Origin of the sequence: Vibrio sp. SCSIO 43009 (assembly GCF_023716525.1) — a bacterium.
GTDB lineage: Bacteria > Pseudomonadota > Gammaproteobacteria > Enterobacterales > Vibrionaceae > Vibrio > Vibrio alginolyticus.
This window is the reverse complement of the sequence record NZ_CP071843.1, coordinates 1,069,354-1,093,238: the sequence shown is the minus strand read 5'-3', so window position 1 is coordinate 1,093,238 and position 23,885 is coordinate 1,069,354. Positions and strand designations below refer to the sequence as shown.

Below are 23,885 nucleotides of genomic sequence, written 5' to 3'. Positions count from 1 at the left end.
TATATAAAGAGAGTTAACTTGCGGCGACGTAACACACCGCAAATGGCACATTAAGGCGAGTAAACTCTTTAATCCAACGCCATTGGTTGTCTTGGAGTTTATCTCCTGGGCCTTTTACTTCAATCCATTCGAACTCGTTTCCTTTGAAAGCAATCAGATCAGGCATCCCATTGCGGTAAAGCTTTAGGTCACTCAATTGTATTTTAAATAGCGCCACCAACATGCTAGTTGGGATTGTATCGAGTGCCGTTTCGAGTAGCTCTTTACTTATTAAATTCCAATGTACAAATGGATTACTGATGCCAAACTTCTCATCGTATTTTGTCAATAACATCTGGGTGTTGCCCGCTTCTAGTTCGGCAAAAGCGGTGTCTATCAAAGCTTGGCGCTTGGTAACAAAATCCGAGTGATATAAATCTAAAGGACGGTGTTGATAAGCGTTAATGAATGCCCCTTCAATAGGAGCAAAAATCGCATCCCAAAAAGTGAGACCAAGTAATGCATTAAGCAGTGCATTTTCGGCGTAAAATACAGTCCAGCCTAAGGACTCAAAATACGCTTTGCTGGCGAGTTCGACTCTCTGTTGAGATAAATCCAGTTCAAGGCGGTATTCCGTACAGGTTGGCTTCGTCACTCTTGGCACTTTCTCGCCTTGTTTTCGTTTTAACCGTTGCTCAAGTTTTTGTGCAACTTCGAGCTCAGACACATCGATCGGTGAGTTAAGCATATCTGTGACAATGTCACCAAATAAATCATCATGGTTTAATTTGTCATAGATACGTGCGCGTCGTTCTCGGCTCGGTGTGAGTTGAGTTTGGCCAAATAGAGATAGGGCGGTCTCTAGATCATTAAGCCGTTCGTAATCACGTGCTATGTCATTCAACATGTGCTCGCGTTTACGATCTACGTAACGGTGTTTAACGGGCTGAGGCATTGCCTCAATTAATAAGTCGAGATTGGCTTTGTCTTTTCGGTCAAATTGCCAGTACAGGTTGGCCAACTGGCTCAGTTCAATTAAACGGTCTATTTGCTCACGTGAATCAAAGAAACGGCGCACTTTACTCAATTGATATTGCTCGAACTGATGCAAACCTAAGTCATCAAGCACAAACTGACTTAAGTCTTGATGGGTGTTGGCAAAAAACAGAGTGAGCAACACGTCGATCATATGAGCTGAATTGAGTTTGACGATCGTAAACTCAAGCTTCTCTATACGATCAAATTCCGTATTACTCAAACGTTCGACAAGGGCGTCTTTCTTGAGTGATTTCGGCAGTTCGGGATAAAGCGCAGAGATTTCTGGTTTGGTCAGTAAATTGGCCGCTAACTCTTGATGAGAAAGGGGTGGGGAAAGGGCTACAAACTCATGTTGACTCAATTCCGCCAGCGCTTCATTGATAGAAGGTATTTCTTGATAACTCAGCTTATCACTTCGAAACCAACATCCCTTTCGGCTGTATAAACGTACCAAAAGGCACTGGGCGTGTTTGCTCAAAGAATCAAACGAGCAAAGCCATGCGTGTTCTTCCTTGGTCAGTAAATCGCTGTACCAAGTTACTGCGTGATGAGTCAGCTTAAAGAAGTTCTCTAGATAGTAGTCTGGTGCAAGTTCGATAGGGCTTTCCATAAACGACCGATAACAAAAAGGCTTAACCCATAGGTTAAGCCTTTTTGCTATCAAATCAATTCGCAATTATGCGTTTTTTAGCTGTGCTACTTTCGCATCAGACAATGGCTTAGTGATGAACGCAAGTACGATACATACTGCCATCATTGCTGAAGAAATTGTGTAAGCCAAGGTGTAGCCGTCGCCATTTGTCATCGAGAAACCAACAACCGCTGCGCCGATTGCACCACCGATACCCCATGCTGTGTAAAGCACGCCGTAGTTAGTGCCGTAGTTTTTCAGACCGTAGAACTCAGCCGTTAGAGTAGGGAATACCGCTAGAAGTGTGCCGTAACCTACCGCTGCGATTGCTGTACCGATGATCAGTGTAAACTCAGAGTCGAACGTCGCGAACAGCACCATGTTTACGCCTTGTAGAACGAACGCAAGTAGAAGCGTACGAACACCGCCGATTTTATCTGCAAGCATACCCGCGGCAACACGACCGCCAGAGTTAAATACAGCAAGAATAGACGCTAGGTAAACCGCGTTTGGCAAGTTTGCTTGAACGCTTGCGATTGTCGTGATGTTACCAATGATCATTAGACCAACAGAAGCTGCAAACGCGTACATGATCCATAGAGAGTAGAACTGTGGCGTTTTCAACATTGCTTTCCAAGTTAAGTCATCTGACTTTTTCACCGCTTTAGGTGCTTGGCCTTCTTTTACTTTAGGCTCCGCAGGTGTGTAGTCTGCTGGTGGGTTGTTGATGGTTGCTGCAAGAGGAACCGCAATCGCTAGGATACCAACACCAAGAACCATAAAGCTAGTTTGAATGCCCATGCTGTCTATTAGCGCAGAAGTTACTGGCGCAAGGTAAATAGCCGCTAGACCAAAACCTGCCGCAATAATGCCGTTAACCATACCTTTCTTCGAAGCGTGGAACCACTTCATCGCAGAAGGTGATAGGCATGCGTAACCAAAACCGATACCTGCACCTGTGATCACGCCGAATGTAATGTTCAACATTAGTGGAGAGTTCACAAAGCCAGAAGCGATCATGCCCAGACCTGTAAGAACAGTACCTAGGATAAGGATCATTCGAGGGCCCATGCGGTCTTGAAGAATACCTGCAATAAGAAGACAGATAGAGAAAGTGATGGTTGCAGTTGCGTAAGGTGCAGAAGCTTCTGCAGCACTCCAGCCTGATTCAGTTACCAGTGCCTTGTTGAATACACTCCAAGCATACAGGATGCCAAGACAAAGGTTGATACAGAACCCTGCTAACAGGATGCGCATAGCTTTATCAATCTTGCTCATTTTTATTCTCAGTTTTTCCTCTTATTGGCAATGCCGCAAAGAAGGTTGGTTTAAAGATGTTTTTTCTCAAAATTAGTTTGCGTTTTTCAACGTTTAACGCAATGAGCGCGGATTATAACCAATAAATATGTGATTGGAATCTCTTTTTACGGTTACTGATAAAATAATTTGCAACATTAAAAGTGGATGTGAATTCATGGTTTTGTATGTAGTAAGAACGTTGTAAAAAAGTGACATTTTTTTGTTCACTAATAACGAATGATGAGTCAAGAGAGAGAGGTTTTACGCTGTTGAGTGCACAGTTCACATTTCAAATAAAAAATTTCTAAATGTTTCCATGTTAACCATCTGTAACAAAAATGGCGAACTTATCATCTGACTGTCGTAAGTATCAGATGCAAAGGGTTTCTTAATTCTTAATTGTTAACCTTTTGTAATAATTGAAGCTGATTAGCTTTTATGTACATTAAGTGAGCAAAAAAGTAACTTGTAATTGCTGATTTTAGGCGCAGAATATAGTGAAAAATGAGTTTTCATTTATGAAGGGATGCTTTTTAGATTTGTTGTGAGGTGACTTATGAAACTGTTCCTATTACTCATGGCTTCGGTATCCGCTGGTATCGCATCAGCAGACCACATCCATTCATTTATGTTGGGCTTATCTATTGCTTCTTTAGCTGTAGGTAGCTGTTATTTCTTCGCATTTCGCAGCTCGCGCTTTCCACAGCTTGCTTTATTCCTACTCATTTGCGGTATGCTTTCTAAGTTGACGATAACCGTAGTCGGTGTGATGTGGGGAATGTCCGCGGAATTAATCACGTCTCCAATCGTATTCGCACTTTCATATTTATTCTTTTCGCTTGCCGTTACCTACTTATGGTTTAGCTACAGAGAGAGCATCACTAAGATTCCTGACCGATTTAAGTCAGCGTAAATCATCACATTAGAATAAAAAAACGCCAGCACATTTGCTGGCGTTTTTAATTAAACGTAATTTTGTTCGGATATTGCTTTTAGTTTGATCGTGGCAATACCGTTAGGCACTCATTGGAACAAGCACAATAGTACCAATAATCACCGTGATAAGGCCTGCTAGAACTGGAACGGATGTGCGTTTTACAACCTCAAACGGGCTGATGTTTGCCATACCTGATGTCGCAACGATTACGCCAGATACTGGTGAGATAGTACGGCCTAGGTTTGATGCTTGAAGCATCGGGATAATTAGGAACGCAGGGTTTAATCCCATTTTAGCAGCTAAAGATGGTGCTAACTCCACGAACGCATAGAAAGGCGCGTTACCCGAACCCGTTGCAATTGCTGCTGCAACTGTCAATGCAGTTAGAATAAGCATTAAAGCAACGCCGCCTGCACCAGCATTATCTGCTAGATGAAGTAGGTTATCGATAGCACCGATAGACATCAGACCTTGTGCAAAAACCCCAGCGGCAACCAAAAGCATCACAACGCCTTTGAACGCGTCAGCCATGCCTGCGTAGCAAGAATCTAAATCTTCTAGTGATTTCTTACCATCGAACTTATTTACAACATAATGGATCAGAGCTCCAAGGAAAATCGAACCAACCACAATAGTGTAGATGTCTAGACTAAGTCCTGGAATGGTACGACCGTTGAATAGGAAAACGCCGATGATAGGTAGAAATGGAAGAGCTGCATAAAACGCTGGTGCGTCAGCTTTGATCTCTGATACATCAATTTTTTCCATTGGTGTATTTTCTTTCTTATCTAAGTATTTGTTCCAGAAGAACGCTGCCGCTGCCATGACGATGATTGCGCAAATAGAAACAGGCAACACAGTTTGTACCGCAAACACATCAAGCTCTAAACCAGACTTTTCTGCTGCGATAACAACATCACCAGAAGTAGGAGAAAGAATGATTGCCGCTGGAGAGGCACACACTGCAACGGCTGCTGGACGAGAAATGCCCATCGCGACCATCATAGGGAATAGTGTCGCCATTAATAGTACGCCAAGGCCTGTTGCAGAACTTACCGCAAGAGACATTAAACACGCCACAATGTAAGCCGCTACCAAAAGGACGTAAGGAGACTTGATGACAGAAAGCGGTTTAGAGAACTGTTTCACTACCACGTTGTTCGCGCCGATATGAGTCATGTATGACGCAAAACCACAAAGCAGCATGATTTGCATACCAAGACCGCCACCGCGGTATTGAAGCATGTATTTCACGTATTCAAGCGCATCTGTCACCATGTTACCAGTTGAGGTGATTTTTGACGGCAGCACGTCGTGCCCCAAAACGCCAGTCATAAGAAGTAAAGCAATACCAGCTGTCAGTAACACGCCCGCAGCTTTATAGCCTTTGACAATAAAGTAACCCACCGCAATGGTAACCACTAAGCCAATTAAGAGCTCTAACATAGGGATCTCCGAATGTTATGTAAAAAAGAAAGAAACTGTTTCAGTTTATGACAAGGAATTTACAGAATTCTTAGCTGTGGCACGAGACAAATATGGGGCTTGCATGATCTGAGACAAATAATAATTTAATAAATAATTTCGTTAGATTGTATTGTTGGAATTTGGTTTTCTAAGTGTTATGTGCTGGTTTGAAGCTATTTATAGGAAGGAAAATATGACTAGGAAAGTGAATGAATAAAGAGTGAATTGATTCACAATAGGAAAAAGACTTTACTCAGTAAGCAATTATTGGAAAACACTCTTCACAACAAAAAAGCTTCGCCGAAGCGAAGCTAAGTAATCGTAAGAATGAGGATAAACTATGCGTATCGACGAACCATAAGGTTCCAACTACGTTGCTGCCGTTCGAACTCTGCTTTAATTTGCTGGTACTTCATTTTCGTTACAGAACATTCGTATTTCTTTACCACACTGGCAGTTTTGGCACCGAGTACTTCTTTGCGCATCTCGTAGTATTCCTGCATGTGATGAACTAGAGTATCAAACTCGTGCTGTAGCTGATCGAGGATCGTTTGCGTGTTCGGTTTCGATTCTAGCTTTTCTCTTGCTTTCTTCAAAAGTTGACTCGCACGGGCCTTTTCAATTCTAAATGTAGGCGTTGTGCGCAACTTAGATGTGAGTCCTAGCCAAGAACATGACTTTATCAACCACTTCGTTGGGTCGTAATGCCACCAATACACGCCATTGCGATAGTCATTCTCGAAAATATGATGGAAATTATGGTAACCCTCTCCAAATGTGAAAAAGGCGAGTACACCATTATCGCGAGCAGTGTTTTTGTCTGTGAAAGTTTGCTTACCCCAAATATGTGCGAGGGAGTTAATGAAAAAAGTCGTATGGTGACTCATAAAGAGTCGAGCCGCACCAACGACCAATAACATCCCCCAGATATCACCGTAGATCAGTCCGAGCATGACTGGGAAACCAATATTAGTCAGTAGGGCAAGTGGAACATAATACTTATGCTGCCACATGACGATTTTGTCGCGCTTTAGGTCACGGCAGTTTGTATATTCGTTTTCCTTTGATTTATTGTAATCACGTAACATCCACCCAATGTGAGAATACCAAAAACCCCGCTTGGCTGAGTACGGATCTTTATCGTTATTGTCGACATGTTTGTGATGCACACGATGATCAGAAGACCAATGTAATGCACTATTTTGCAAAGAAAATGCTCCTCCAATCGCAAAAATGGCGCGCAAAATAGGATGAGCTTCGTACGTTTTGTGGCTCCAGAGACGATGATAGCCTGCTGTAATAGAAAGGTTAGTAAAACTAAATGCAATCACTCCCCAAATTAGATGTTCCCAACCCAGTCCAAAATGATATGCATACCAAGGCATTACAATAAAAGTCAGAACAAAACTGGCAGAAAATATCAATGTATTCAACCAGATAACAGGTGGTTTGTTTTGAGTCACAGGTGTATCCCTAACTTTGAGCTAACAACTGTTCGCCAGAATATCAGCGTACACATGTAAGTCAAATTAAAGTTAGACAAATGTGACTATTCCTTTGGGTGTAGATTAAGGAACTTGATGGGATATTTTGCTTTTAATTGAATAATGAGTAGTATTAAAAAATGAGCTCTGGCTTAAGGTGTATAAAATCTGCCAAGAAACAAGTGTTATAAAGGTGGAATATACCGAGACTCTATAAAGAAGCAAAAATGTAAGAAAATAGGAATACGTAATGGATTTACGATTAGCGGAATATAAGGACTACGAGCGCATTGCGCATCTTCATGCGGATAGCTGGAAGCGTCATTACCGTGGCATTCTTAGTGATAACTATCTTGAGAAAGAAGCGATTGACGACAAACTACTGATTTGGCAAACCCGTTTGACCAACCCACCATTCAATCAGCACATTGTCTTGGCGGAGGAGGGAGGTTTGCTACTTGGCTTTGTTTGTGTGTTCGGCAACCATGATTTCGAGCGTGGAACCTTTATTGACGCATTGCATGTTGATGACAGTTACCGTGGTCGTGGTATTGGTAAGCAGCTATTACTTGCTGTCGCAGAATGGCAACAGCAGTACTTTAAAGACACAGGTCTTTATTTAGAAGTTGTGTCGCAAAACATTTCTGCGATTGAATTCTATCGCCACATTGGTGGACAAGAGGATCAAGAGCGAACTTGGCGCGCACCTGATGGCAAAGAGGTGTTAGAAAAAGTATTCCGTTGGAAGAACGCCCAGTCATTAGTTAGTGGGATTGAGGAAAACGTGATTTACTCCTAACCTAGCGTTCTAAAACATTAGATAAGAGCAGTCTCAACACTGCTCTTTTTTGTTTATGCACCCTAACGTTATGTTTTTATTAAAAGCTTTCTAGAAGTTAACCCCCATGGCTTTTAGTTCGAGCTCACATTGCTGAGCATTTTCAAACTGAATAGCAGCCATGCCAACTGCTCGGGCACCTTCAACATTGTAAGGCATGTCATCAAGAAATACTGTCTCTTCGGGGTTAAGCTGATACTTTGAAAGTAGAGTTTGGTAGATCTCCGCTTGTGGTTTTAGTAATTGAACTTCAGAAGAGATGATTGCTCCATCAAACAGTGGCCAAAACTCATAAGTAGTACGAAGGTGTTCCACAATTTCGTTGATGTTGTCTGTGAGCGCATATACGCCATATCCGGCTCTTTTTACTCGTTTTAACAGCTCTATACTGCCGTAAAGTAATATTTGAGTGTGTTTTACATAATAAAAGAAGCGGCCCATTTCTTCCGTCGTTACTTGGTGTTCACGTTGATAACGCTGTTTTGCTTCCCTTTCGGAGATCGTCCCTTTATTTAAATCTTTCCAGATTTGTGATGAAAATAGCATCTGAGCCATTTTCTCTGACTCTACGGAACCACCAAATGTTAAGCGAACGATTTCTACTGGAGACCAGCGTACCAATACATTACCTACATCAAAAATGACATTTTTTATCTGGACAGAATTCATAACACATCCCAAGCCAATTGTTCTTCACCACGCTATATGCGGTGAGTACTGTTTTTGAATCGTTGGAAAGTCGTGCCAAAGGCGCGACTTAAGTTTCTTGCACAAAATGAGATTAACATCCAATTGGATACAGAGCGATTATCGCAAAATTACACTAAACTATATGCAACTTTGTTTATTTGGTTGTAAATCAAGTGCAGCTGTCTTAAAAGATTGAAACTAAAGATAAGTATTGCGAGCTGTTTACGTCATTTCGCGCTGCTTATAAATGATGATTAATATATAATTAGTTAATAATAAAATGATAAAAGTGAATCAAAATCACATTGTTGTGCGTCAGGCGGAGTAAGCAAAACAGATTATATGGACTCGATACGTAAGGTTTATCAATATGCAGAACCAAACCTAACTCTCGTTGGCTGGATGGGGTTTCTTGGCTTTCCGCTGTACTACTTTGTCTGGGAGTTTGCCTTTCCACAGGCTTATGAAAATTTACCTCTTAGATTGTTTTGCTCGTTATTGTTTTTCGGCATCATTTTTAGAAACCGCTTATCATCGACTTGGAGAGATTATGTTCCTATTTACTACCAAGTGACGATAACGCTGTGCTTACCGTTTTTCTTTTTTTATATGTTACTGATGAATGACTGGTCCAATGTATGGGTTATGTCGTTTATGTCTGCAATTTTCTTACACATTTTACTGGTTCATGTTACTAGGGTCATGTTTGCTCAAACCTTTGCTGGGATAGGTTTAGCAACATTCTTCGCTTGGGTTGCAAAAGGGTTCCATCTTGACTTGACCATGGATTGGACTCATGTGCCAATCTTTCTGTTTATTTATGTCTTCGGTAATTTGTTCTATTTTCGTAACCAAGTTGAACATGAAGCGAAAGTCTCGCTGGCAAAATCATTCGGGGCAGGGATTGCACATGAAATGCGTAACCCGTTGAGTGGGCTTTGCACTTCAATAGATGTTATCCAGTCGATCTTGCCCAACATGAAAGAGGCAGGAAAAGAGCAGTACGTCATGAGTGTAGAAGATGTCACCTTATTACGTGAAGTGAGTCAGGATGCAATGAACATTATCCAATCGGGTAATGAAACCATCGATTTATTGCTGACTTCGATTGATGAAAATCGAGTTTCTCGTTCTAGCTTCAAAAAATATTCAGCTCACTCGGTCGTTGAACAGGCAATTGAAAGCTTCAGTTATAAACGTGCCACTGATCGATTTGCCATATCGTTGGATGCGAGAAGTGAGTTTGAGTTTCTAGGTAGTGATACGCTGCTTAAATACGTTATGTATAATCTTTTCAAGAATGCCTTCCATCACCGTAAATCTGAAGATTTTCACATACATGTATCCATGATAAGTTCAGAACGCTTTAATCAAATTGTTGTAACCGATAATGGTGCTGGTATTGCTCCTGATGTTCTACGCAATATCTTTCAAGACTTTTACACCACCGGCAAATCAGGAAGTTATGGTTTGGGCCTACCGTTTTGTAAAAAAGTCATGCGTTCATTTGGGGGGAACATTGAGTGTCAATCTCAGTTAGGGGAGTGGTCTCAATTTACGTTAACTTTCCCACTAACGACATCTGATACCGTTACTGAAATCAAAAACGATCTGACTAAACTCAAAACCATTCTAACGGTGACTAGCCAAGATATCTTGGTGTCTAAAGTAACAGATATTAGCCGTTTTATGGGCTTTGACTCGACAATTTTAGATGTCAACCAAGTACTCAAAAAGAAAGAGTACGAGTTCGAATTCGATCTGATTTTTATCGATCTTGAGAGCTTAGATCCAAGAGCAAACCAATTGGATAGATTAGAATCTCTCTTGTCTTTCACTGAAGCACGCATCGTTTATCTTTTTGAGCATCATCCGACTCAGAGAGCACGTAAGGCTGCATATGAACCTATTTGGATCGAAACGCAAGCCTGGTTATTGAATACTAAACCAACTATTGAGCGTCTCTTATATGATTCAAGCTATGTATCGACACCAACGGCCTCGGTGACGTTAGATAATTCAAATAAGCGCACAATTATGGTCGTGGATGATAATGAATCTTTGCGTAAATTCACGGCAATGTTACTTGAAAAGCAAGGCTTTGAAGTGATTCAGAAAGAAGACGGGCAGCAGGCTCTGGATACACTAGAGCAAGAAGATGTTGATCTCATTCTGATGGATATCGAAATGCCAATTATGGATGGTGTAGAAGCGTCTAGGCGAATTCGAAGCTCGGATAAAAACTATGCGTCGGTACCTATTATTGCGCATACAGGGGATAGTTCACCTGTCACGTTGGACAAAATTGGGTCTTCGGGTATGTCTGACTTCATCGTAAAACCGGCGGATAAAAATCGTTTGTTCGATAAAATCGCAAACTGGATCTAATCATTCGCGACTTGTTTTCTTGAGGCGAGTTGCTCACAACGAATAACACGAATAAAGAGCTCAGCAAAACTGTTGAGCTCTTTAGTTTTATCTACACACTAACTTACACAAACTCTAAGTCAGGGTGTGCAAATGCTTGTTGGCAGACAGTGAGTACATGATCAACTTCAGCAGCTGTCATGTCTGCATTGACTGAAAAACGGATGATGTTTTTGTTCCTTCCAGTTGCAGGGCGGCAAAACACTGCGCCGTAAACATTTCGCTCTTCGAGAAAGTCGCGGACTCGCTCAGTGTTTCTCTCGTTGCCGCATTCTAATGCGATAATTTGTGATTCACTGCGAATAGTAAATCCAATGCGTTTTAAACCAACGGCTAAAGACTTGGCTCTTTCAAACAGAATATCTCGCTTATCATCTGATTTTCTTATGACGTCCAGTGTTTTCTCTAGCCGAATGATCTCTTGCGGTAATACGGTAGAACTAAATATTGCAGGGTACGCCACAAATGGAAGCGTCTTCGCCAGTTTTTCTGGGCCTAAAATCGCGCCAGCACGATAAGCAAATGTCTTGGCAAGACTAACGGTAATAAAATCTACCTTATGAGTTAAGCCAAGACCCTGCAGTATCCCCGCACCTTGTGGACCGTGTGTACCTAAAGAGTGTGATTCATCTACAACCAGGCCGCAGTCAAACTCCTGTGCTATTTCGTAGATATCACGTAGAGGAGCGATGGTCCCGATAGTGCTGTAAACCGAATCCACAACAATGATCCCTGAACCGTGACGTGAAATCTGTTTTCTTAGGTGACTGGTGTTGTTATGCATGAACGGATGAATTTGTGCTCCGGCAATACGTGCGCCTTCCCACAAAGACATATGTGCAAAGAAATCAATGTACACAGGTATGTTCGGTGCACAAATAGTCTGCAATAAACCGACATTCGCAGCCCAACCAGATTGAGAAAGTAGACAACTAGGCATACCAACGAAACTGGCTAGTTGCGTTTCAAATGCAGGTTTCGATTCATCATCTTGTAAGAAAATCGCGGACATCACGACGTTGTCATCGTGCTGGGAAATCGCATCACGATGCGCGTTTTGAATCTCCTTGTTATGAGACAGTGCAAGGTAATCATTGCTTTGCAGGACAACGGCATTACACGGTGGGCGTTTACCAAGAACAAGGTGTTTTTTGTTCTCATTCGGTTCGATTAGATCTTGAATATAAAAATCTAGGCGTTCCTCGATAAAGGAGGGAAGTGGTTTGCTTTGTATAGTTTCACTCATAATAAATCTCTTCTTCATATGGAAAAACGCCAGCGCTGACACTTATTCATATTGCGGATTTTGGGGAGAGTGTCACTAACCAGGTTGCATAAGTTTGCAGACCCTTGCAAACTCGACATTTGAGGGTTGGATGGTGGCTGTAACTCTATAGGGGCCCGGGGTCTAAACTAGTTTGTGCTTAAAGTTTATACGGCGATTTTGCGGTGTTTTTTCGTGCTTCATATCTGGGATTTTGGATGAGGAATATAAAGTTTGAAAAGTGAAAAAAATGGGCGCATTAGATAACAAAAAAGGCGCGAAAATCGCGCCTTGAAACATGAGTAGATAAGAGACAAGCTTATCGCTTATTACGTAAATAGCGCTTACGACGCTCTTCTTTACGCTTCGCTTTTTCTTCTTCTTTACGGGCGGTTTCAATCTCGACTTCAATCAGTTCTTGAGTGATCATTTCTGGGCGTTCTAATGTAATTTGGCCCAAAGTGCCTTGGCGAAGTTCGTGCAATAAGATCTCTGATACTTTGTGTAAGTCAACACGTCCACCTGCACGTAGTGCACCGCGGCGACGGCCAATTTCTTCCATGATCTCGATATCTGATTCTGGAAGCTCTTCAATTTGATAACGCTCTTTAAGCTTGTCTGCATAATGAGCTGCTAGGTATTCAATGGTATAGAATGCGACTTCGTCATATTCCATCGCTGTGTCTTTTACCGCGCCAGTAGCCGCAAGGCGGAAGCCACTGTGTGGATTTTCCACTTTTGGCCATAAAATTCCTGGAGTATCAGATAATACGATGCCATTTTGCAGGTTGATACGTTGTTGACGACGTGTAACCGCGGGTTGGTTACCTGTTACAGCGATTGTTCGACCTGCGAGGGTGTTAATGATCGTCGACTTTCCAACGTTTGGGATGCCCATGATCATGGTGCGAATGTTTTTACCAATTTCTTCTCGGTGTGGGGCAAGTTTGCGACAAAGCTCCATGATTCGATGCACTTCTTGTGGTTCAGAAGTCGTGATCGCCATTGCTTTTACATGTTGCTCTTGCTCCAAGTGCTCAATCCACAGTTGAGTTAACTCTGGATCGGCCAAATCACGTTTGTTCAAAACTTTAACGACAGGTTTGTCACCACGGATTTGAGAAATCAAAGGGTTTTCACTACTGAAAGGAATACGAGCATCCAGTACTTCGATGATCACATCCACTTGAGGGATTGCTTCTTCGATCTCTTTACGTGCTTTGTGCATGTGGCCAGGAAACCACTGGATTGAGTTATTAACCATTTGAATTTAATACCTTAATTTTTCTAATGCTCCAGCGGTTGTAAAAGTAGCAATGTGAGTCTTGAGTAATACAATACTAGAACGCATTTTCTAAAACTGTGTTTACTTCAAGCTGCTCGAAACCGCGGAGTTGAGCTTTCTTTCATGTTAATACGCCAGTTTATCATGGAATGATGATGAATCATTCAAGATGAAAGTAAAAAGCTATGGCGTGCAAACCTAAAAGCACACATCCCTTATGTATACCGACTCGCAGTGAATATCCGTCTGGGTGAGAGACCGAACGCAAACGCTGTGTAGTCAAAGGTGGATTGTGTTGTCAGATTGTTCTGACGAATTTTGGTTTTTTACTTTTATATCAGAGTGTTATTTTTATTTCACTATTGAGCTAAGTTTGACTTTTATCTGACAAAAACTAGTCTGAGCTTCCATTCAGAGGAAGCAGTCATGCTCAGTATTCTTAGAAGTATTACGGTATCGTCCGTCGCCTTAATTTTTTTAGCGAGTTCTTTTTGCTCAACTGCCAAACAGAGTCCTAAACCGAAGGTCATCGTTGGTGTTATTGCGCAAGACGAAGCTAAAGACTCGTTTGACGGTAGCGTTGGTCCTTCGTACGGAATTAGTCTTGAGTATTTGTCTAACATTACTAAAGCTCTGGATTATGAGTTAGAACTTCGGACTTACAAGCATATTCCGTCTTTACTTGCGGATGTCGAAAGCAAGAGGATTGATGGTGCGGTTGGATTTAGTAAAACAGCAGCAAGAGAAAAGCGTTTCTTGTTTTCGATGCCTTTTTTTTCGAGCACTATCGCTGTTTGGTATCGGAATGCCACTTACCGAGATAGTGATGCGCGTGATCTTAAATGGGTGTGTGTTGAGGGCAGTGTGTATTGTGACAACCTCACTGAACGTGGTATCGATAAGATACATTACGTTAAAACACGTTTAGAGGCGTTTAATGAAGTTAAGCGAGGTAAAGCGAACGCGCTGATTTACACTTATGTTGGTATTACCCAATATTTGGATTTGAATGACATTGTAAAAGGGGTTGTCGATATTCCCAGTTGGTTGAAAAACGAAGAGGTGAGTTTTATCGCTTCGTTGGACAAACAAAGTCTGATCGATGACATCAACAAAATCCTTCAGTGGGAGCAAAATGGAAAAAACATTCGCTCCGTCGCCTCGAAAAATCCTTACCATATCAGTGATAAGTTATTGGTAGATTACCGACGTAATCATCAAAACAAACTAGTGATAACTTACAGCAGCAGTGACGAAGCTTATCCGTTTCTCTACCGAGATTCGCAAACGGGCGAGTTAGATGGCTTCTTTCCAGATTTTGTCGACTTATTGCAGTCTCGTACTGGCTTGAGCTTTAAGTATGTGAAGCCGACGTCGAGCCTTTCTAATGGATTAACGGCATTTGATGCCGATATAGTCCCCATCTCTTATGTGGGTGAGCTACCTAAGTCAGATTGGTTGTTCACTAAACCATTCATGCACAGTAATTACGTGGCTATCCAAACGGAGCAGAGCAAGCGCGATAAATCTGCACTGAAAGAAGCGGGTATTCTGCTCACTTTGAAAAAGCAAGGGTTAGTTCATTTGGGCACTTGGCAACAAGGCCAAGTTGATCATTATGATGATTTGAAAAAGCTGCTTACCGATTTGAAATCGGGCGTTTTGGATGTGGCTTACATTCCTGACGACATCGTTCACAACATGATTGCACAAGATCAAGTCGATGGCTTGGTGATCAATGCGGAGGACGTTTTGACGTTCTCTAATGCATTTGCGGTTGCAAACCACAATACACAACTTCAACACATGTTGAACAGCATCATCGAAACCATTGATTCTAACGAGATCGAAAAACTGCTGCGTTCTCACCGAAGCTTCAAACTGACTTATGGCTATGACGCGGAGCAGATCGCTACATTTGTTGTTGCTGGTTCATTCATATTCTGTCTCATGTTAATTGCGGCGTATTTCATCTTATCTCACATGCGACTTAAAGTGAGGTTAGCCGAATTTAATGCTGACAATGAGGAAGCGGAAAAGCAATGGCTGATGGACATCATCAAAGAGATCAATAGCTTGGTTTTTATCCATAGTGAAAATAACCATATGGAGATGAGCAATTGTGCCAACTACAACAGTAAACAGTGCCAACAATGTAAGTTGAAAAGTGATTCTGCGCACGCTCCTCTGGTGAATAATTTTGATGAACTGACCACTGTTATCGCTGGAAAGCGTATTTCAGAAGAGGTTGCCTCGTCGGGCTGTGAACTTGATATTAAACATGTATATCGAGAACGCAAAGTCATCGCTTCTCCTAGCGGTAAGAACAAGTTTGTACTGACTGTTATTCAAGATATTACCCAGCAAAAAGAACGTGAGCAGGCGTTAATCGATGCGCAAAAAGAAGCGCAAACCGCGGTACGTGCGCGCGAAAACTTTTTGGCAACCATGAGTCACGAATTAAGAACGCCATTGTCGGCAGCACACGGCATCCTCGATTTGCTAAATCGCCAAGTGACGGCAGATTCAAATCGCGAGTTAATTGCCCAAGCCATACGCTCGCTCAATCATTTGAATACGCTAGTAGACGAAGTACTGGATTATTCAAAATTAGAGGCAGGGCACTTAACCGTCGCCCCAGTTAAGACCGACTTGCTTAAAACCTTGTGCGATGTGTTTCGAAGCTTTGAACCACGAGCGCTTGCGAAAGGTTTGGATTACAAAGTGACAATCAAACCATTTTCGAATGCTTTCATTGAAATCGACGCGCTGCGATTGGTGCAAATTACCACCAATCTACTCTCCAATGCGATGAAATTCACTGCCGAAGGAGAAGTTGGAATCAGTGTCATTCTTCATGAAAAGCAGCTTATTTTGAAAGTGGCGGATTCAGGTATCGGCATGACGGATGACCAACTCGAAGGCATTCTCAATCCTTTTGTTCAAGCGGATGACACTATTACGCGTAAATATGGCGGTACTGGATTGGGGCTGAGCATTGTTGACCGATTGATCGACTGCATGGGCGGCGTGCTCTGCATCGATTCACAATTTGGCTTGGGCACGACGATTACCGTCAGACTGCCAATTGAGCATTGCGACTCTGAGCCAGACGTTTGTTTGAACTGGACGTATAGCGAGAGCTTACCACTTAATATTCGCCAGTGGTGTGACGCGTGGAAAATGCGTCCAGCGACGTTAAAAACAATGGTGGCGAACCTTCACCCTATACACGACAGCGATGCCAGTTTTAATGGCCTAATGCTGCGTGACGAACAAAGGGTACTTGGCAGTCTTACGCTAAGAGAGATTCAATATCCAGATACATTGTTCAATTTGCTCAGCCAAACGCAGCAAGAAACCAAGCTTAGTGACGTAAATCAAGAAGTGGTTTCTTGGGTTCTCGGCACGGTACTGGTCGCAGAAGATAATCCCATTAACCAAAGTGTGATAGCAATGCAGCTTCATGAACTTGGAATCGAACCTGTCATTGTGAATAACGGCCGCGAAGCATGGGAATACATCAACCAAGATGAAAACGTTGTGTTGCTGCTGACCGATTTTCATATGCCAGAAATGGATGGCTATGAGCTTGTTAGGCACGTGAAAAACTCCGAATTTAAAGCAATTCCAATCATCGGTGTGACAGCAGAAGATGCTCGTCTTGCCATTGAACGTACACAGGATATCGGCATTGATGATGTGCTCTACAAGCCCTATGACCTTAATCAATTAAAAACCGTTTTGATTCCATTTATTGGCGAAAAAGAGAGGGGTAGGCTGCCCGGCTGGATTAAACGGTTCAAAGCTCAGGACGCAAAAGAGATTGCGCGCGTGTTTAGTCAATCAATGTCTACAGATATAAAAAACTTAAACGCCGCATCGACTGAGCGAGACAAAAAACGGGTCATTCATGGCATCAAAGGAGCGGTTGGGACGATAGGGGTAAGCATGCTGGCTGAGCTTTGTATTGAGGCAGAACGAGTTACTGCTGCGGAGTTTGACAGGCGAACAGCGGAGCTAATTTTACGAATCGAGCAGGAGATCGAAAACATAAACTATTGGGTAGAGACAAATGAATACACAATTTAATGTGATGGTGATTGATGACCATCCGCTACAAACCACAATACTTACGCAAATATTGGAACGCTATTGCGCGCAAGTCATCCCTTTTAACTGTGTGGATGCCGCTATTCAGAGTGTGCAGGAACAATATTTTGACGTGATTTTTTGTGATATCCAAATGCCCGGAAAAGACGGCATCGATATGATGGAAATGCTCGATAAAGTCCAGTACCAGGGGCAAGTTGTACTGGTCAGTGCAATGGAATTGACCATTATTTCTGCGGTAAGAGCCATGTGCGAGGGATTTAGTTTTGAAGTATTAGGGAAGCTGCCTAAGCCATACGATGAAAATGAAGTCGTTGATTTGTTGGGTAAAATAAAAGATGAAAAAGCGAAACAAGTCAGCTTTGCTCAACCTATTGAAGTGGAAGATCAAGAATTCCTGTTTGCTCTGGCTGAAGGGCGAGTGAAAAATTATTACCAGCCTTTAGTCGATGTGCAAAGTGGGGAAGTGCTTGGGTATGAAGCGCTCGCGCGTTGGAATCATCCTATTTATGGTGTGTTACCCCCTCATTATTTTTTGCCAATTGTAGAGCGTTGCCGCCTTTCTGGAGAGTTGTTTCAAGCTGTATTGAGTAATGTTATCTATGACATGAAACACCGCGGATTGACGCAAAACGTATCCATCAATGTAGACCATGAAAACTTAGAAGATACGGCGTTCTCTCATTACTTTTTACAGCAATGTTTAGAGAGCGAGATTGACCCATCACAAATCACCATTGAAATTACAGAGCGAGATACATTTCAGACTAGCGCGTCCCTGTACAAGAATTTACTCAAGTTGAGGATGAACGGTGTCACTGTCTCAATAGATGATTTTGGCACGGGGTCATCGACGTTTGAAAAACTGGCTCAACTGCCATTCAACGAGTTAAAAATCGATCGTTCGTTTGTACAAGGTGTCGAATGCGACATCAAAAAACGCAACATCGTTGTTGCTATTTGCGCGTTAGCGAAAAGTTTGAATATACGACTGGTCGCGGAAGGTATTGAAGACGAAGTCACACTGCAAGCGATACGTGAGTATGGGATTGATCTTTGCCAAGGCTTTTACATTGATAAACCCATGCCACTAGAAGCCATAACCATACTAAATGAAAGATATGAATAAATTGAATTACTTGATCTTTGACGATCATCCTCTCGTTTGTGTTGCAATCAAGTCGTTGATGGAAGAGTTAGGTAAAACAAACGGGGTATTTACTGCAACATCAGCGAAGATGGCATTACAAATATTGAAAAAGGAAGAAATTCAACTGTTGATCTTAGATGTGAACTTGGCAGATTGCGATGGGTTTGATTTCTACAAACGTATCAAATCCCATGGTTATGAAGGCAAAGTCATTTTCTTCTCCGCTGAAACTAGCCAAATGTACAGCCAAATGGCTTTTCGTTCTGGCGCTGATGGCTATGTGTGTAAATCGGAAAATCACGACATTCTTAAAGACGCGATAGAAGCGGTAGAGAAGGGGTATACCTTCTTCAAATTTAAGCAAGTTGTTAATAGCGTTCGAGAAATGCCACAACTTTCAAGCAGAGAAAGCGCAGTAATGAAGTATTTATTACAAGGAAAGTCCAATCGAGAAATCGCTTCAGTGCTATCAATAAGTGACAAAACAGTCAGCACATACAAACGTCGTCTATTGGATAAATTTAACGTAAAGAACATTGTTGAGCTAACAAGAGTGGCGGGGGCGTAAGACCGCATCATGACACTTAAAAGTATCGCGTTGTCTCTTTTCATCGCAACATTACTATTCGTCACTTCTGTCACAATGATTGGTGCGGTGTTAATTTCTTATGAAGTAAAGCAGTTCAACACTTACGCGAATAATTTAGCCAAAATAAAACAAAAAGTAATTCTCATGGGGCTATTGACGGAAGCGCAGCTCGAGCAATACAAAGGCATGAGCGTGAGTGAAGTAGAAGCGCAAACAGAGCTGAGCTTTCAAGATGCGATTTACTCCCTGTCACGTTATGAAAAACTTAATTACGTTGAAGCTGTTGCACGGAAATCGCTTCATCAGGCTGAAGCGTATTTATCAAATGCGTTCAATCGACAAAATGCCGTTATGTATTTTCGTTCTTATACTGGAAACAAACTCATCTTAGAGAGACCGATTGAAGCGCTAGAGGGAGTGAAAGCCACATTTGATGTTGATTGGTGTAAAAGTAACTATTCTTGTGTGTTAGCCGCGTGGAAAGAGCAACTAACGGACCGGGTATTGTTTTCCCTACCATTTAAAACGACATACTCCGATGACATGGCGATAAGCATCATGAGTCCGGTTTACTTTCAAGGTGAGTTAGTGGGAGAGTTCTCGGAACAATTATACCTCTCGCCGCTTTATAATGATGGGAAAGCGGTGGATGTTCAAATAGCGAATGGGAACAAACAAATGGTGATTTATTTCGCTGGCTACCCCTTTCCATCATTCGCGTACACCCAATCATATGTCGCAGACAACAACAATCTTATCGTTTACATGTACCCATTCAGCAAAATTGTATTGGATTACGTGTTCTTGTTTATCATCTTCTTTTTCGTAACCTTAGCGTATTACAACAAAGCTTATGAATCTAAAGAGAGCCAACTTCGCCTCGCGAAAGCACTGACGAACGTGACGAAAGATGATTTAACGGGATTGTTTAACCGCAGAGTTTTTCAAGATAGCGAGTTCAAACGTCGTTTGGAAACCGCGCCATATTCCGTCATTGCAATAGATGGCGATAGGATCAAGCGAATCAATGACCATTACGGTCACCATGTAGGGGACGAAGTTATTGGAATTATTGCTGATGCTATGTCTAAAGTGTTTCGAAATAGTGATTATCTAGTTCGAACTGGTGGTGATGAGTTTGTTGCGATTCTGCCGGGTTGCAGTATCAGTCAATCTTCAATATTGGCGAAGAAGCTTCGTAGTGTCGTTAAAGATAACCGACTAAAGACCTTGGATATCGAGGTTAGTGTGAGTACTGGTATCGCGGCGAATGAATTACACGAAACGCTTCAGGACGTTATTGTACGTGCAGATGAAGATCTCTATGAGATGAAAAAACACAGACAAAAGTCCCATTAAGCAGGTCTGGTATTGACTCAATGTTAAGTTACGGAACATAACCATGACATAACTGTTTGATTAATTTGACCAAACAGAATGAGTGGTCTTTTATATTAGAGCAGTCAACAAATAGTGATTGCTCTATTTATTCTCGACCTTACATCTGGTGTCGCACGTGAACAAAGATCTCGACTTAAACTTACTTAAAATACTTGTCTTACTGGATAAGCACCGTCAGCTCAAGCCCGTTGCGAAAGCGATGGGGAAGAGTGAAGCGTCAATTAGCAAATACCTTGCCCGATTGCGACTCCAGCTAAACGATGAATTGTTTATTCGGCATCCTCATCACATGGAACCGACGGACTATTTAAAACGTCAATTACCTAAAATTTCCGATGCACTCGAGAAGCTTGAAACTTGTCTAATTAGAGATGAGTTTGAACCGGAAAATTACGAAAAAGACATCACCATTTGTTTACCGCAAACCGCTCAATACTCATTTGGGCATTTACTTGCAATGGATTTAATGGTGCTGTTTCCCAAGGCGCACATTTCGATAGCAACGATTACAGAGTATACGATAGAAGAGATAATCCTAGGCAAAGTGGATGCGCAGTTACATTACTTCAACGAGGATGTTCCGAAATCTGTTTATCAGAAGTTCATCGGCTATGCGCCTGCTGTGGTAGTTGTCCCTGAAGAGCTGGGAATTACCACCCTAGAAGAAGCGGCCAAACTTCCCTTTATCATGTTAGAGATTATCGGTTGGAAAGAGAAAGAGCAGCTCGTTAAGCGTGCAATGGAAAGCCACGGTATGGTCATCAACCGTATTGCGGCTCTAGACAACGTAAGCAGCGTATTGAAGCTAATTAAGCAAAAAAGCGCCGCAACCGTGTTACTTGAATATCAGGCGCCAATTGATGGATATAAATTTATAAGAGTGCCAGAGCATTTTTACCCAGATGGCTGGCCAAAAGTGGTTGTACAGGTGAAGCAAAGCTTAAGACATGATGCAATGCACCAGTTGTTAATCGGTGCTATTGCAAAATACATGAGCGCTTAGCGGCAAAACTCAATGTTTTCTGACTGAGGGATAGTATGCAGAAGTTCAATCAACGTGTCCGCATGGTACTTTTTCAGAATACGCGTTTTGTAGGTGCTGATTGTTTTAGCGCTGAGTGAAAGTTGTTCAGAAATCTTCTTATTTGAGTAGCCTTGTACAAGATAATGGAACACCATGGCTTCGCGATTTGAAAGTGTTACGTTACCCGACGATGGTGTGTGAGTCGACTTAAACATTGAGTAACCGCGTGAAACACTCACAATTGCGTCAATAATGGTCTCTCTTGTTTCATGTTTGCTTAAGAAGCCGTTTGCGCCCATTTCGTACGCGGCTTTAGAAAGACTCGAGTAGTCACGTGAAGAAACAAATAACAGTCGGCCACGATATCCCGTCGCTAAAATGTTTTTGGCTAAACGCATACCATCGCGGTCGCCAAGCACTACGTCTAAAATAATCAAATCAATCTTTTGGCCTCGAACAAGATCCATCACTTCCGCACTGTCAGTGGTTTGAATCACTTCAGCTGCGTTGATTACGGATTCAACTAGAGAAGCAAGTGCTTCGCTATACAATGGTTGAGCGTCGATAATAAGAACATTATTCAAAGTTAACCTCACCTAATACATCAACTAGTGTGCTGTCAGGCGACAGCGCAATTGGATGAATAGGATTGTAGGAAAAACCTTGCTAAGAGGAAGGAAAATGACTCTTTCCAAAAGTGAAAATCAGTGTCTTGATTATGGGAATAGCGATGTCAGGTATTGAAATACCTAGTGATAGGATGATTACTTAAAACTTACGCTGACAGAAAACTAACAAACTGAAAGTATTCTTTCAGTGTTCTATGCCTTCAGATTTTCTTGTGATGTTTCTAGCGCTTCGATTTAAACCCGTGTGTTAGCAAGCGCAGTTTTATACCAAGCCACTTGAAGAGAGCTTGTTCTACACCGGCATGAGCACGGTAGCCAACTTTGCACTGATATCTGTTGGATAGGTTTGGCTATTGACGCTGAACATCACTTCAAATTATTTCTAAACTTTTCATTGACTCGGCCGCTAAAAGTGGAGGTGTTAATTCGCACTTTGGCCACTCATAATGTCGTGTTCAAAAATGAGACAATTTTACATGGTTTGGTATGGAAATGTGCGTTAGCCGTCCTTTTGATGGTTTACAAATTTTGTTGTAACGACTAAAAAGGACTTTTGGATTTTTAGCCAGAGAATGGCTTCTCATGGCGTTTGCATCAAACTTTTTCTGATGCGTATTTTTGGTTGGATAATTGGCTTTATGAGTAACGTAACCAGCACCATTTTGACAGAAAGTGGTACCAATGAGCTTGAAATCATCGAGTTTCATTTAGAAAAAACATTGCCAGATGGCAGCACAAAAACTTGTTATTACGGCATTAACGTTGCGAAAGTACGAGAAGTGATTCGCGTGCCAGAAACAACCGATTATCCAAACGCACAACCTCATATGATTGGTGTGTTCTCATCCAGAGATGTACTGACGCCTTTAGTGGATTTAGCTGGTTGGTTAGGTGTGCCAACACGACAAGATCTGGAGCGCAAGTTTGTAATCGTTACGGATTTCAACAAAATGACCAATGGCTTCTTAATTGACAGCATTTCGCGTATTCATCGTATCTCTTGGAATGATGTGGAATCACCAAGTCAGTTTTTGGAAGCGGGCGAACAAGACTGTGTAGTGGCCGTTGTCCGTAAAGAAGGCAACCTGATCATGATTCTCGACTTTGAAAAAATCATCGCAGACATCAACCCAGAACTGAGTATGGAAAAGTACGATGTGAAAGGGGACAAGTCGGTGGATCTCAACCAGAGAATGGTCGGTAAGCGTAATGCTAAAACGATCATGGTGGTGGATGACTCAGCATTTATTCGCTCTTTGATCCAAGATACATTAGCTTCTTCAGGCTACAATGTGATCACATGTAAAGACGGTGGTGAGGCGCATGAGAAGTTGATGAGCTTGATCGAGGTTGCGAAAGAAGAAAACTTGCCAGTTAAAGAGCTATTAGATGCGGTGGTTACGGACGTAGAAATGCCTCGAATGGATGGTATGCACTTAGTGAAGAGACTACGCGATACCGAAGCGTTTCATGAAATGCCGATCATTATGTTCTCGTCATTGATGAGTGAGGATAACCGAGCGAAAGCACTATCTCTTGGCGCAAATGATACGATTACCAAGCCAGAGATTGGCCGCATGGTGAATATGATGGATAAATACGTGTTTAACTTTGCGTAAAAAACCGATCAGATGAAACAA

17 protein-coding genes are annotated in these 23,885 nt (G+C 42.1%); 9 read left to right on the top strand and 8 right to left on the bottom strand.

The annotated features are described in order from the left end of the window. Nucleotides 1–13: 13 nt before the first annotated feature. The gene (locus J4N43_RS20515) at nt 14–1,627 is read right to left on the bottom strand and encodes a VRR-NUC domain-containing protein (RefSeq protein ID WP_053349166.1); all 1,614 of its coding nucleotides are present in this window, start codon (nt 1,625–1,627) and stop codon (nt 14–16) included. 66 nt (nt 1,628–1,693) lie between these two features. Further along, the gene (locus J4N43_RS20510; RefSeq protein ID WP_053349165.1) at nt 1,694–2,926 is read right to left on the bottom strand and encodes an L-lactate MFS transporter; all 1,233 of its coding nucleotides are present in this window, start codon (nt 2,924–2,926) and stop codon (nt 1,694–1,696) included. A gap of 577 nt (nt 2,927–3,503) precedes the next feature. Between J4N43_RS20510 and J4N43_RS20505 the strand changes: the two genes are divergently transcribed. Next, nucleotides 3,504–3,860 carry a hypothetical protein gene (locus tag J4N43_RS20505; protein ID WP_005376535.1) on the top strand — a complete coding sequence of 119 codons (357 nt, stop codon included), beginning with the start codon at nt 3,504–3,506 and terminating at the stop codon, nt 3,858–3,860. A 102-nt stretch (nt 3,861–3,962) separates the two neighbouring features. Here the strand turns inward: J4N43_RS20505 and dcuC are convergent, their stop codons facing one another. Both dcuC and J4N43_RS20495 read right to left on the bottom strand, forming a co-directional pair. Then, nucleotides 3,963–5,330, bottom strand: coding sequence for an anaerobic C4-dicarboxylate transporter DcuC (dcuC, locus tag J4N43_RS20500; protein WP_053349164.1), 1,368 nt, complete (start codon nt 5,328–5,330; stop codon nt 3,963–3,965). 359 nt (nt 5,331–5,689) lie between these two features. After that, entirely contained in the window at nt 5,690–6,814 is a 1,125-nt protein-coding gene (locus J4N43_RS20495) for an acyl-CoA desaturase (RefSeq protein ID WP_017821552.1), read from the bottom strand. Nucleotides 6,815–7,085: 271 nt separating this feature from the next. On the opposite strand from J4N43_RS20495, the gene J4N43_RS20490 reads away from it, so the two are divergent. Beyond that, nucleotides 7,086–7,634: a GNAT family N-acetyltransferase gene (locus J4N43_RS20490; protein WP_005376525.1), complete on the top strand. Its 549-nt coding sequence runs from the start codon at nt 7,086–7,088 to the stop codon at nt 7,632–7,634. Between the two features lie 90 nt (nt 7,635–7,724). Here J4N43_RS20490 and J4N43_RS20485 read toward each other — a convergent pair whose 3' ends face one another. Next, a complete protein-coding gene (locus J4N43_RS20485; RefSeq protein WP_025767847.1) occupies nt 7,725–8,342 on the bottom strand; it encodes an HAD family hydrolase in 618 nt (205 codons plus the stop codon). Between the two features lie 363 nt (nt 8,343–8,705). Between J4N43_RS20485 and J4N43_RS20480 the strand changes: the two genes are divergently transcribed. Beyond that, nucleotides 8,706–10,751 (top strand): response regulator, encoded by a 2,046-nt coding sequence (locus tag J4N43_RS20480; protein ID WP_053303516.1) that lies wholly within the window; start codon nt 8,706–8,708, stop codon nt 10,749–10,751. Nucleotides 10,752–10,854: 103 nt separating this feature from the next. Here the strand turns inward: J4N43_RS20480 and cqsA are convergent, their stop codons facing one another. Both cqsA and ylqF read right to left on the bottom strand, forming a co-directional pair. Continuing rightward, nucleotides 10,855–12,036 (bottom strand): alpha-hydroxyketone-type quorum-sensing autoinducer synthase, encoded by a 1,182-nt coding sequence (gene cqsA / locus J4N43_RS20475; protein WP_053349163.1) that lies wholly within the window; start codon nt 12,034–12,036, stop codon nt 10,855–10,857. A gap of 337 nt (nt 12,037–12,373) precedes the next feature. Then, nucleotides 12,374–13,318, bottom strand: coding sequence for a ribosome biogenesis GTPase YlqF (ylqF, locus tag J4N43_RS20470; protein WP_005376521.1), 945 nt, complete (start codon nt 13,316–13,318; stop codon nt 12,374–12,376). 447 nt (nt 13,319–13,765) lie between these two features. Here ylqF and J4N43_RS20465 point away from each other — a divergent pair, with 447 nt between their 5' ends. The 5 genes from J4N43_RS20465 to J4N43_RS20445 all read left to right on the top strand — a co-directional run bounded on the left by J4N43_RS20465 (nt 13,766) and on the right by J4N43_RS20445 (nt 21,595). After that, nucleotides 13,766–17,431 (top strand): ATP-binding protein, encoded by a 3,666-nt coding sequence (locus J4N43_RS20465; protein WP_158159338.1) that lies wholly within the window; start codon nt 13,766–13,768, stop codon nt 17,429–17,431. Beyond that, on the top strand, nt 17,415–18,581 hold the full coding sequence (locus J4N43_RS20460; protein ID WP_054576033.1) for an EAL domain-containing response regulator: 1,167 nt from the start codon (nt 17,415–17,417) through the stop codon (nt 18,579–18,581). Before J4N43_RS20465 ends, J4N43_RS20460 begins: the two co-directional genes overlap by 17 nt. Continuing rightward, nucleotides 18,574–19,170 (top strand): response regulator transcription factor, encoded by a 597-nt coding sequence (locus J4N43_RS20455; protein ID WP_158159339.1) that lies wholly within the window; start codon nt 18,574–18,576, stop codon nt 19,168–19,170. Before J4N43_RS20460 ends, J4N43_RS20455 begins: the two co-directional genes overlap by 8 nt. 9 nt (nt 19,171–19,179) lie before the next feature. Beyond that, nucleotides 19,180–20,550, top strand: coding sequence for a GGDEF domain-containing protein (locus tag J4N43_RS20450; RefSeq protein ID WP_053307630.1), 1,371 nt, complete (start codon nt 19,180–19,182; stop codon nt 20,548–20,550). A gap of 157 nt (nt 20,551–20,707) precedes the next feature. Continuing rightward, a complete protein-coding gene (locus tag J4N43_RS20445) occupies nt 20,708–21,595 on the top strand; it encodes a LysR family transcriptional regulator (RefSeq protein WP_033906494.1) in 888 nt (295 codons plus the stop codon). Here J4N43_RS20445 and J4N43_RS20440 read toward each other — a convergent pair. After that, nucleotides 21,592–22,200, bottom strand: coding sequence for a response regulator transcription factor (locus tag J4N43_RS20440; protein WP_017821556.1), 609 nt, complete (start codon nt 22,198–22,200; stop codon nt 21,592–21,594). The genes J4N43_RS20445 and J4N43_RS20440 overlap by 4 nt on opposite strands. A 683-nt stretch (nt 22,201–22,883) precedes the next feature. Here J4N43_RS20440 and J4N43_RS20435 point away from each other — a divergent pair. Continuing rightward, the gene (locus tag J4N43_RS20435) at nt 22,884–23,864 is read left to right on the top strand and encodes a chemotaxis protein (RefSeq protein ID WP_025998672.1); all 981 of its coding nucleotides are present in this window, start codon (nt 22,884–22,886) and stop codon (nt 23,862–23,864) included. Nucleotides 23,865–23,885 lie beyond the last annotated feature (21 nt).

Coding starts and splice junctions, on each gene's coding strand:
- J4N43_RS20515 (WP_053349166.1), bottom strand. CDS start 1,627: ATGGAAAGCCCTATCGAACTTGCACCAGACTACTATCTAGAGAACTTC.
- J4N43_RS20455 (WP_158159339.1), top strand. CDS start 18,574: ATGAATAAATTGAATTACTTGATCTTTGACGATCATCCTCTCGTTTGT.
- cqsA (WP_053349163.1), bottom strand. CDS start 12,036: ATGAGTGAAACTATACAAAGCAAACCACTTCCCTCCTTTATCGAGGAA.
- J4N43_RS20465 (WP_158159338.1), top strand. CDS start 13,766: ATGCTCAGTATTCTTAGAAGTATTACGGTATCGTCCGTCGCCTTAATT.
- J4N43_RS20450 (WP_053307630.1), top strand. CDS start 19,180: ATGACACTTAAAAGTATCGCGTTGTCTCTTTTCATCGCAACATTACTA.
- J4N43_RS20505 (WP_005376535.1), top strand. CDS start 3,504: ATGAAACTGTTCCTATTACTCATGGCTTCGGTATCCGCTGGTATCGCA.
- J4N43_RS20490 (WP_005376525.1), top strand. CDS start 7,086: ATGGATTTACGATTAGCGGAATATAAGGACTACGAGCGCATTGCGCAT.
- J4N43_RS20460 (WP_054576033.1), top strand. CDS start 17,415: ATGAATACACAATTTAATGTGATGGTGATTGATGACCATCCGCTACAA.
- J4N43_RS20480 (WP_053303516.1), top strand. CDS start 8,706: ATGGACTCGATACGTAAGGTTTATCAATATGCAGAACCAAACCTAACT.
- J4N43_RS20485 (WP_025767847.1), bottom strand. CDS start 8,342: ATGAATTCTGTCCAGATAAAAAATGTCATTTTTGATGTAGGTAATGTA.
- ylqF (WP_005376521.1), bottom strand. CDS start 13,318: ATGGTTAATAACTCAATCCAGTGGTTTCCTGGCCACATGCACAAAGCA.
- J4N43_RS20510 (WP_053349165.1), bottom strand. CDS start 2,926: ATGAGCAAGATTGATAAAGCTATGCGCATCCTGTTAGCAGGGTTCTGT.
- dcuC (WP_053349164.1), bottom strand. CDS start 5,330: ATGTTAGAGCTCTTAATTGGCTTAGTGGTTACCATTGCGGTGGGTTAC.
- J4N43_RS20435 (WP_025998672.1), top strand. CDS start 22,884: ATGAGTAACGTAACCAGCACCATTTTGACAGAAAGTGGTACCAATGAG.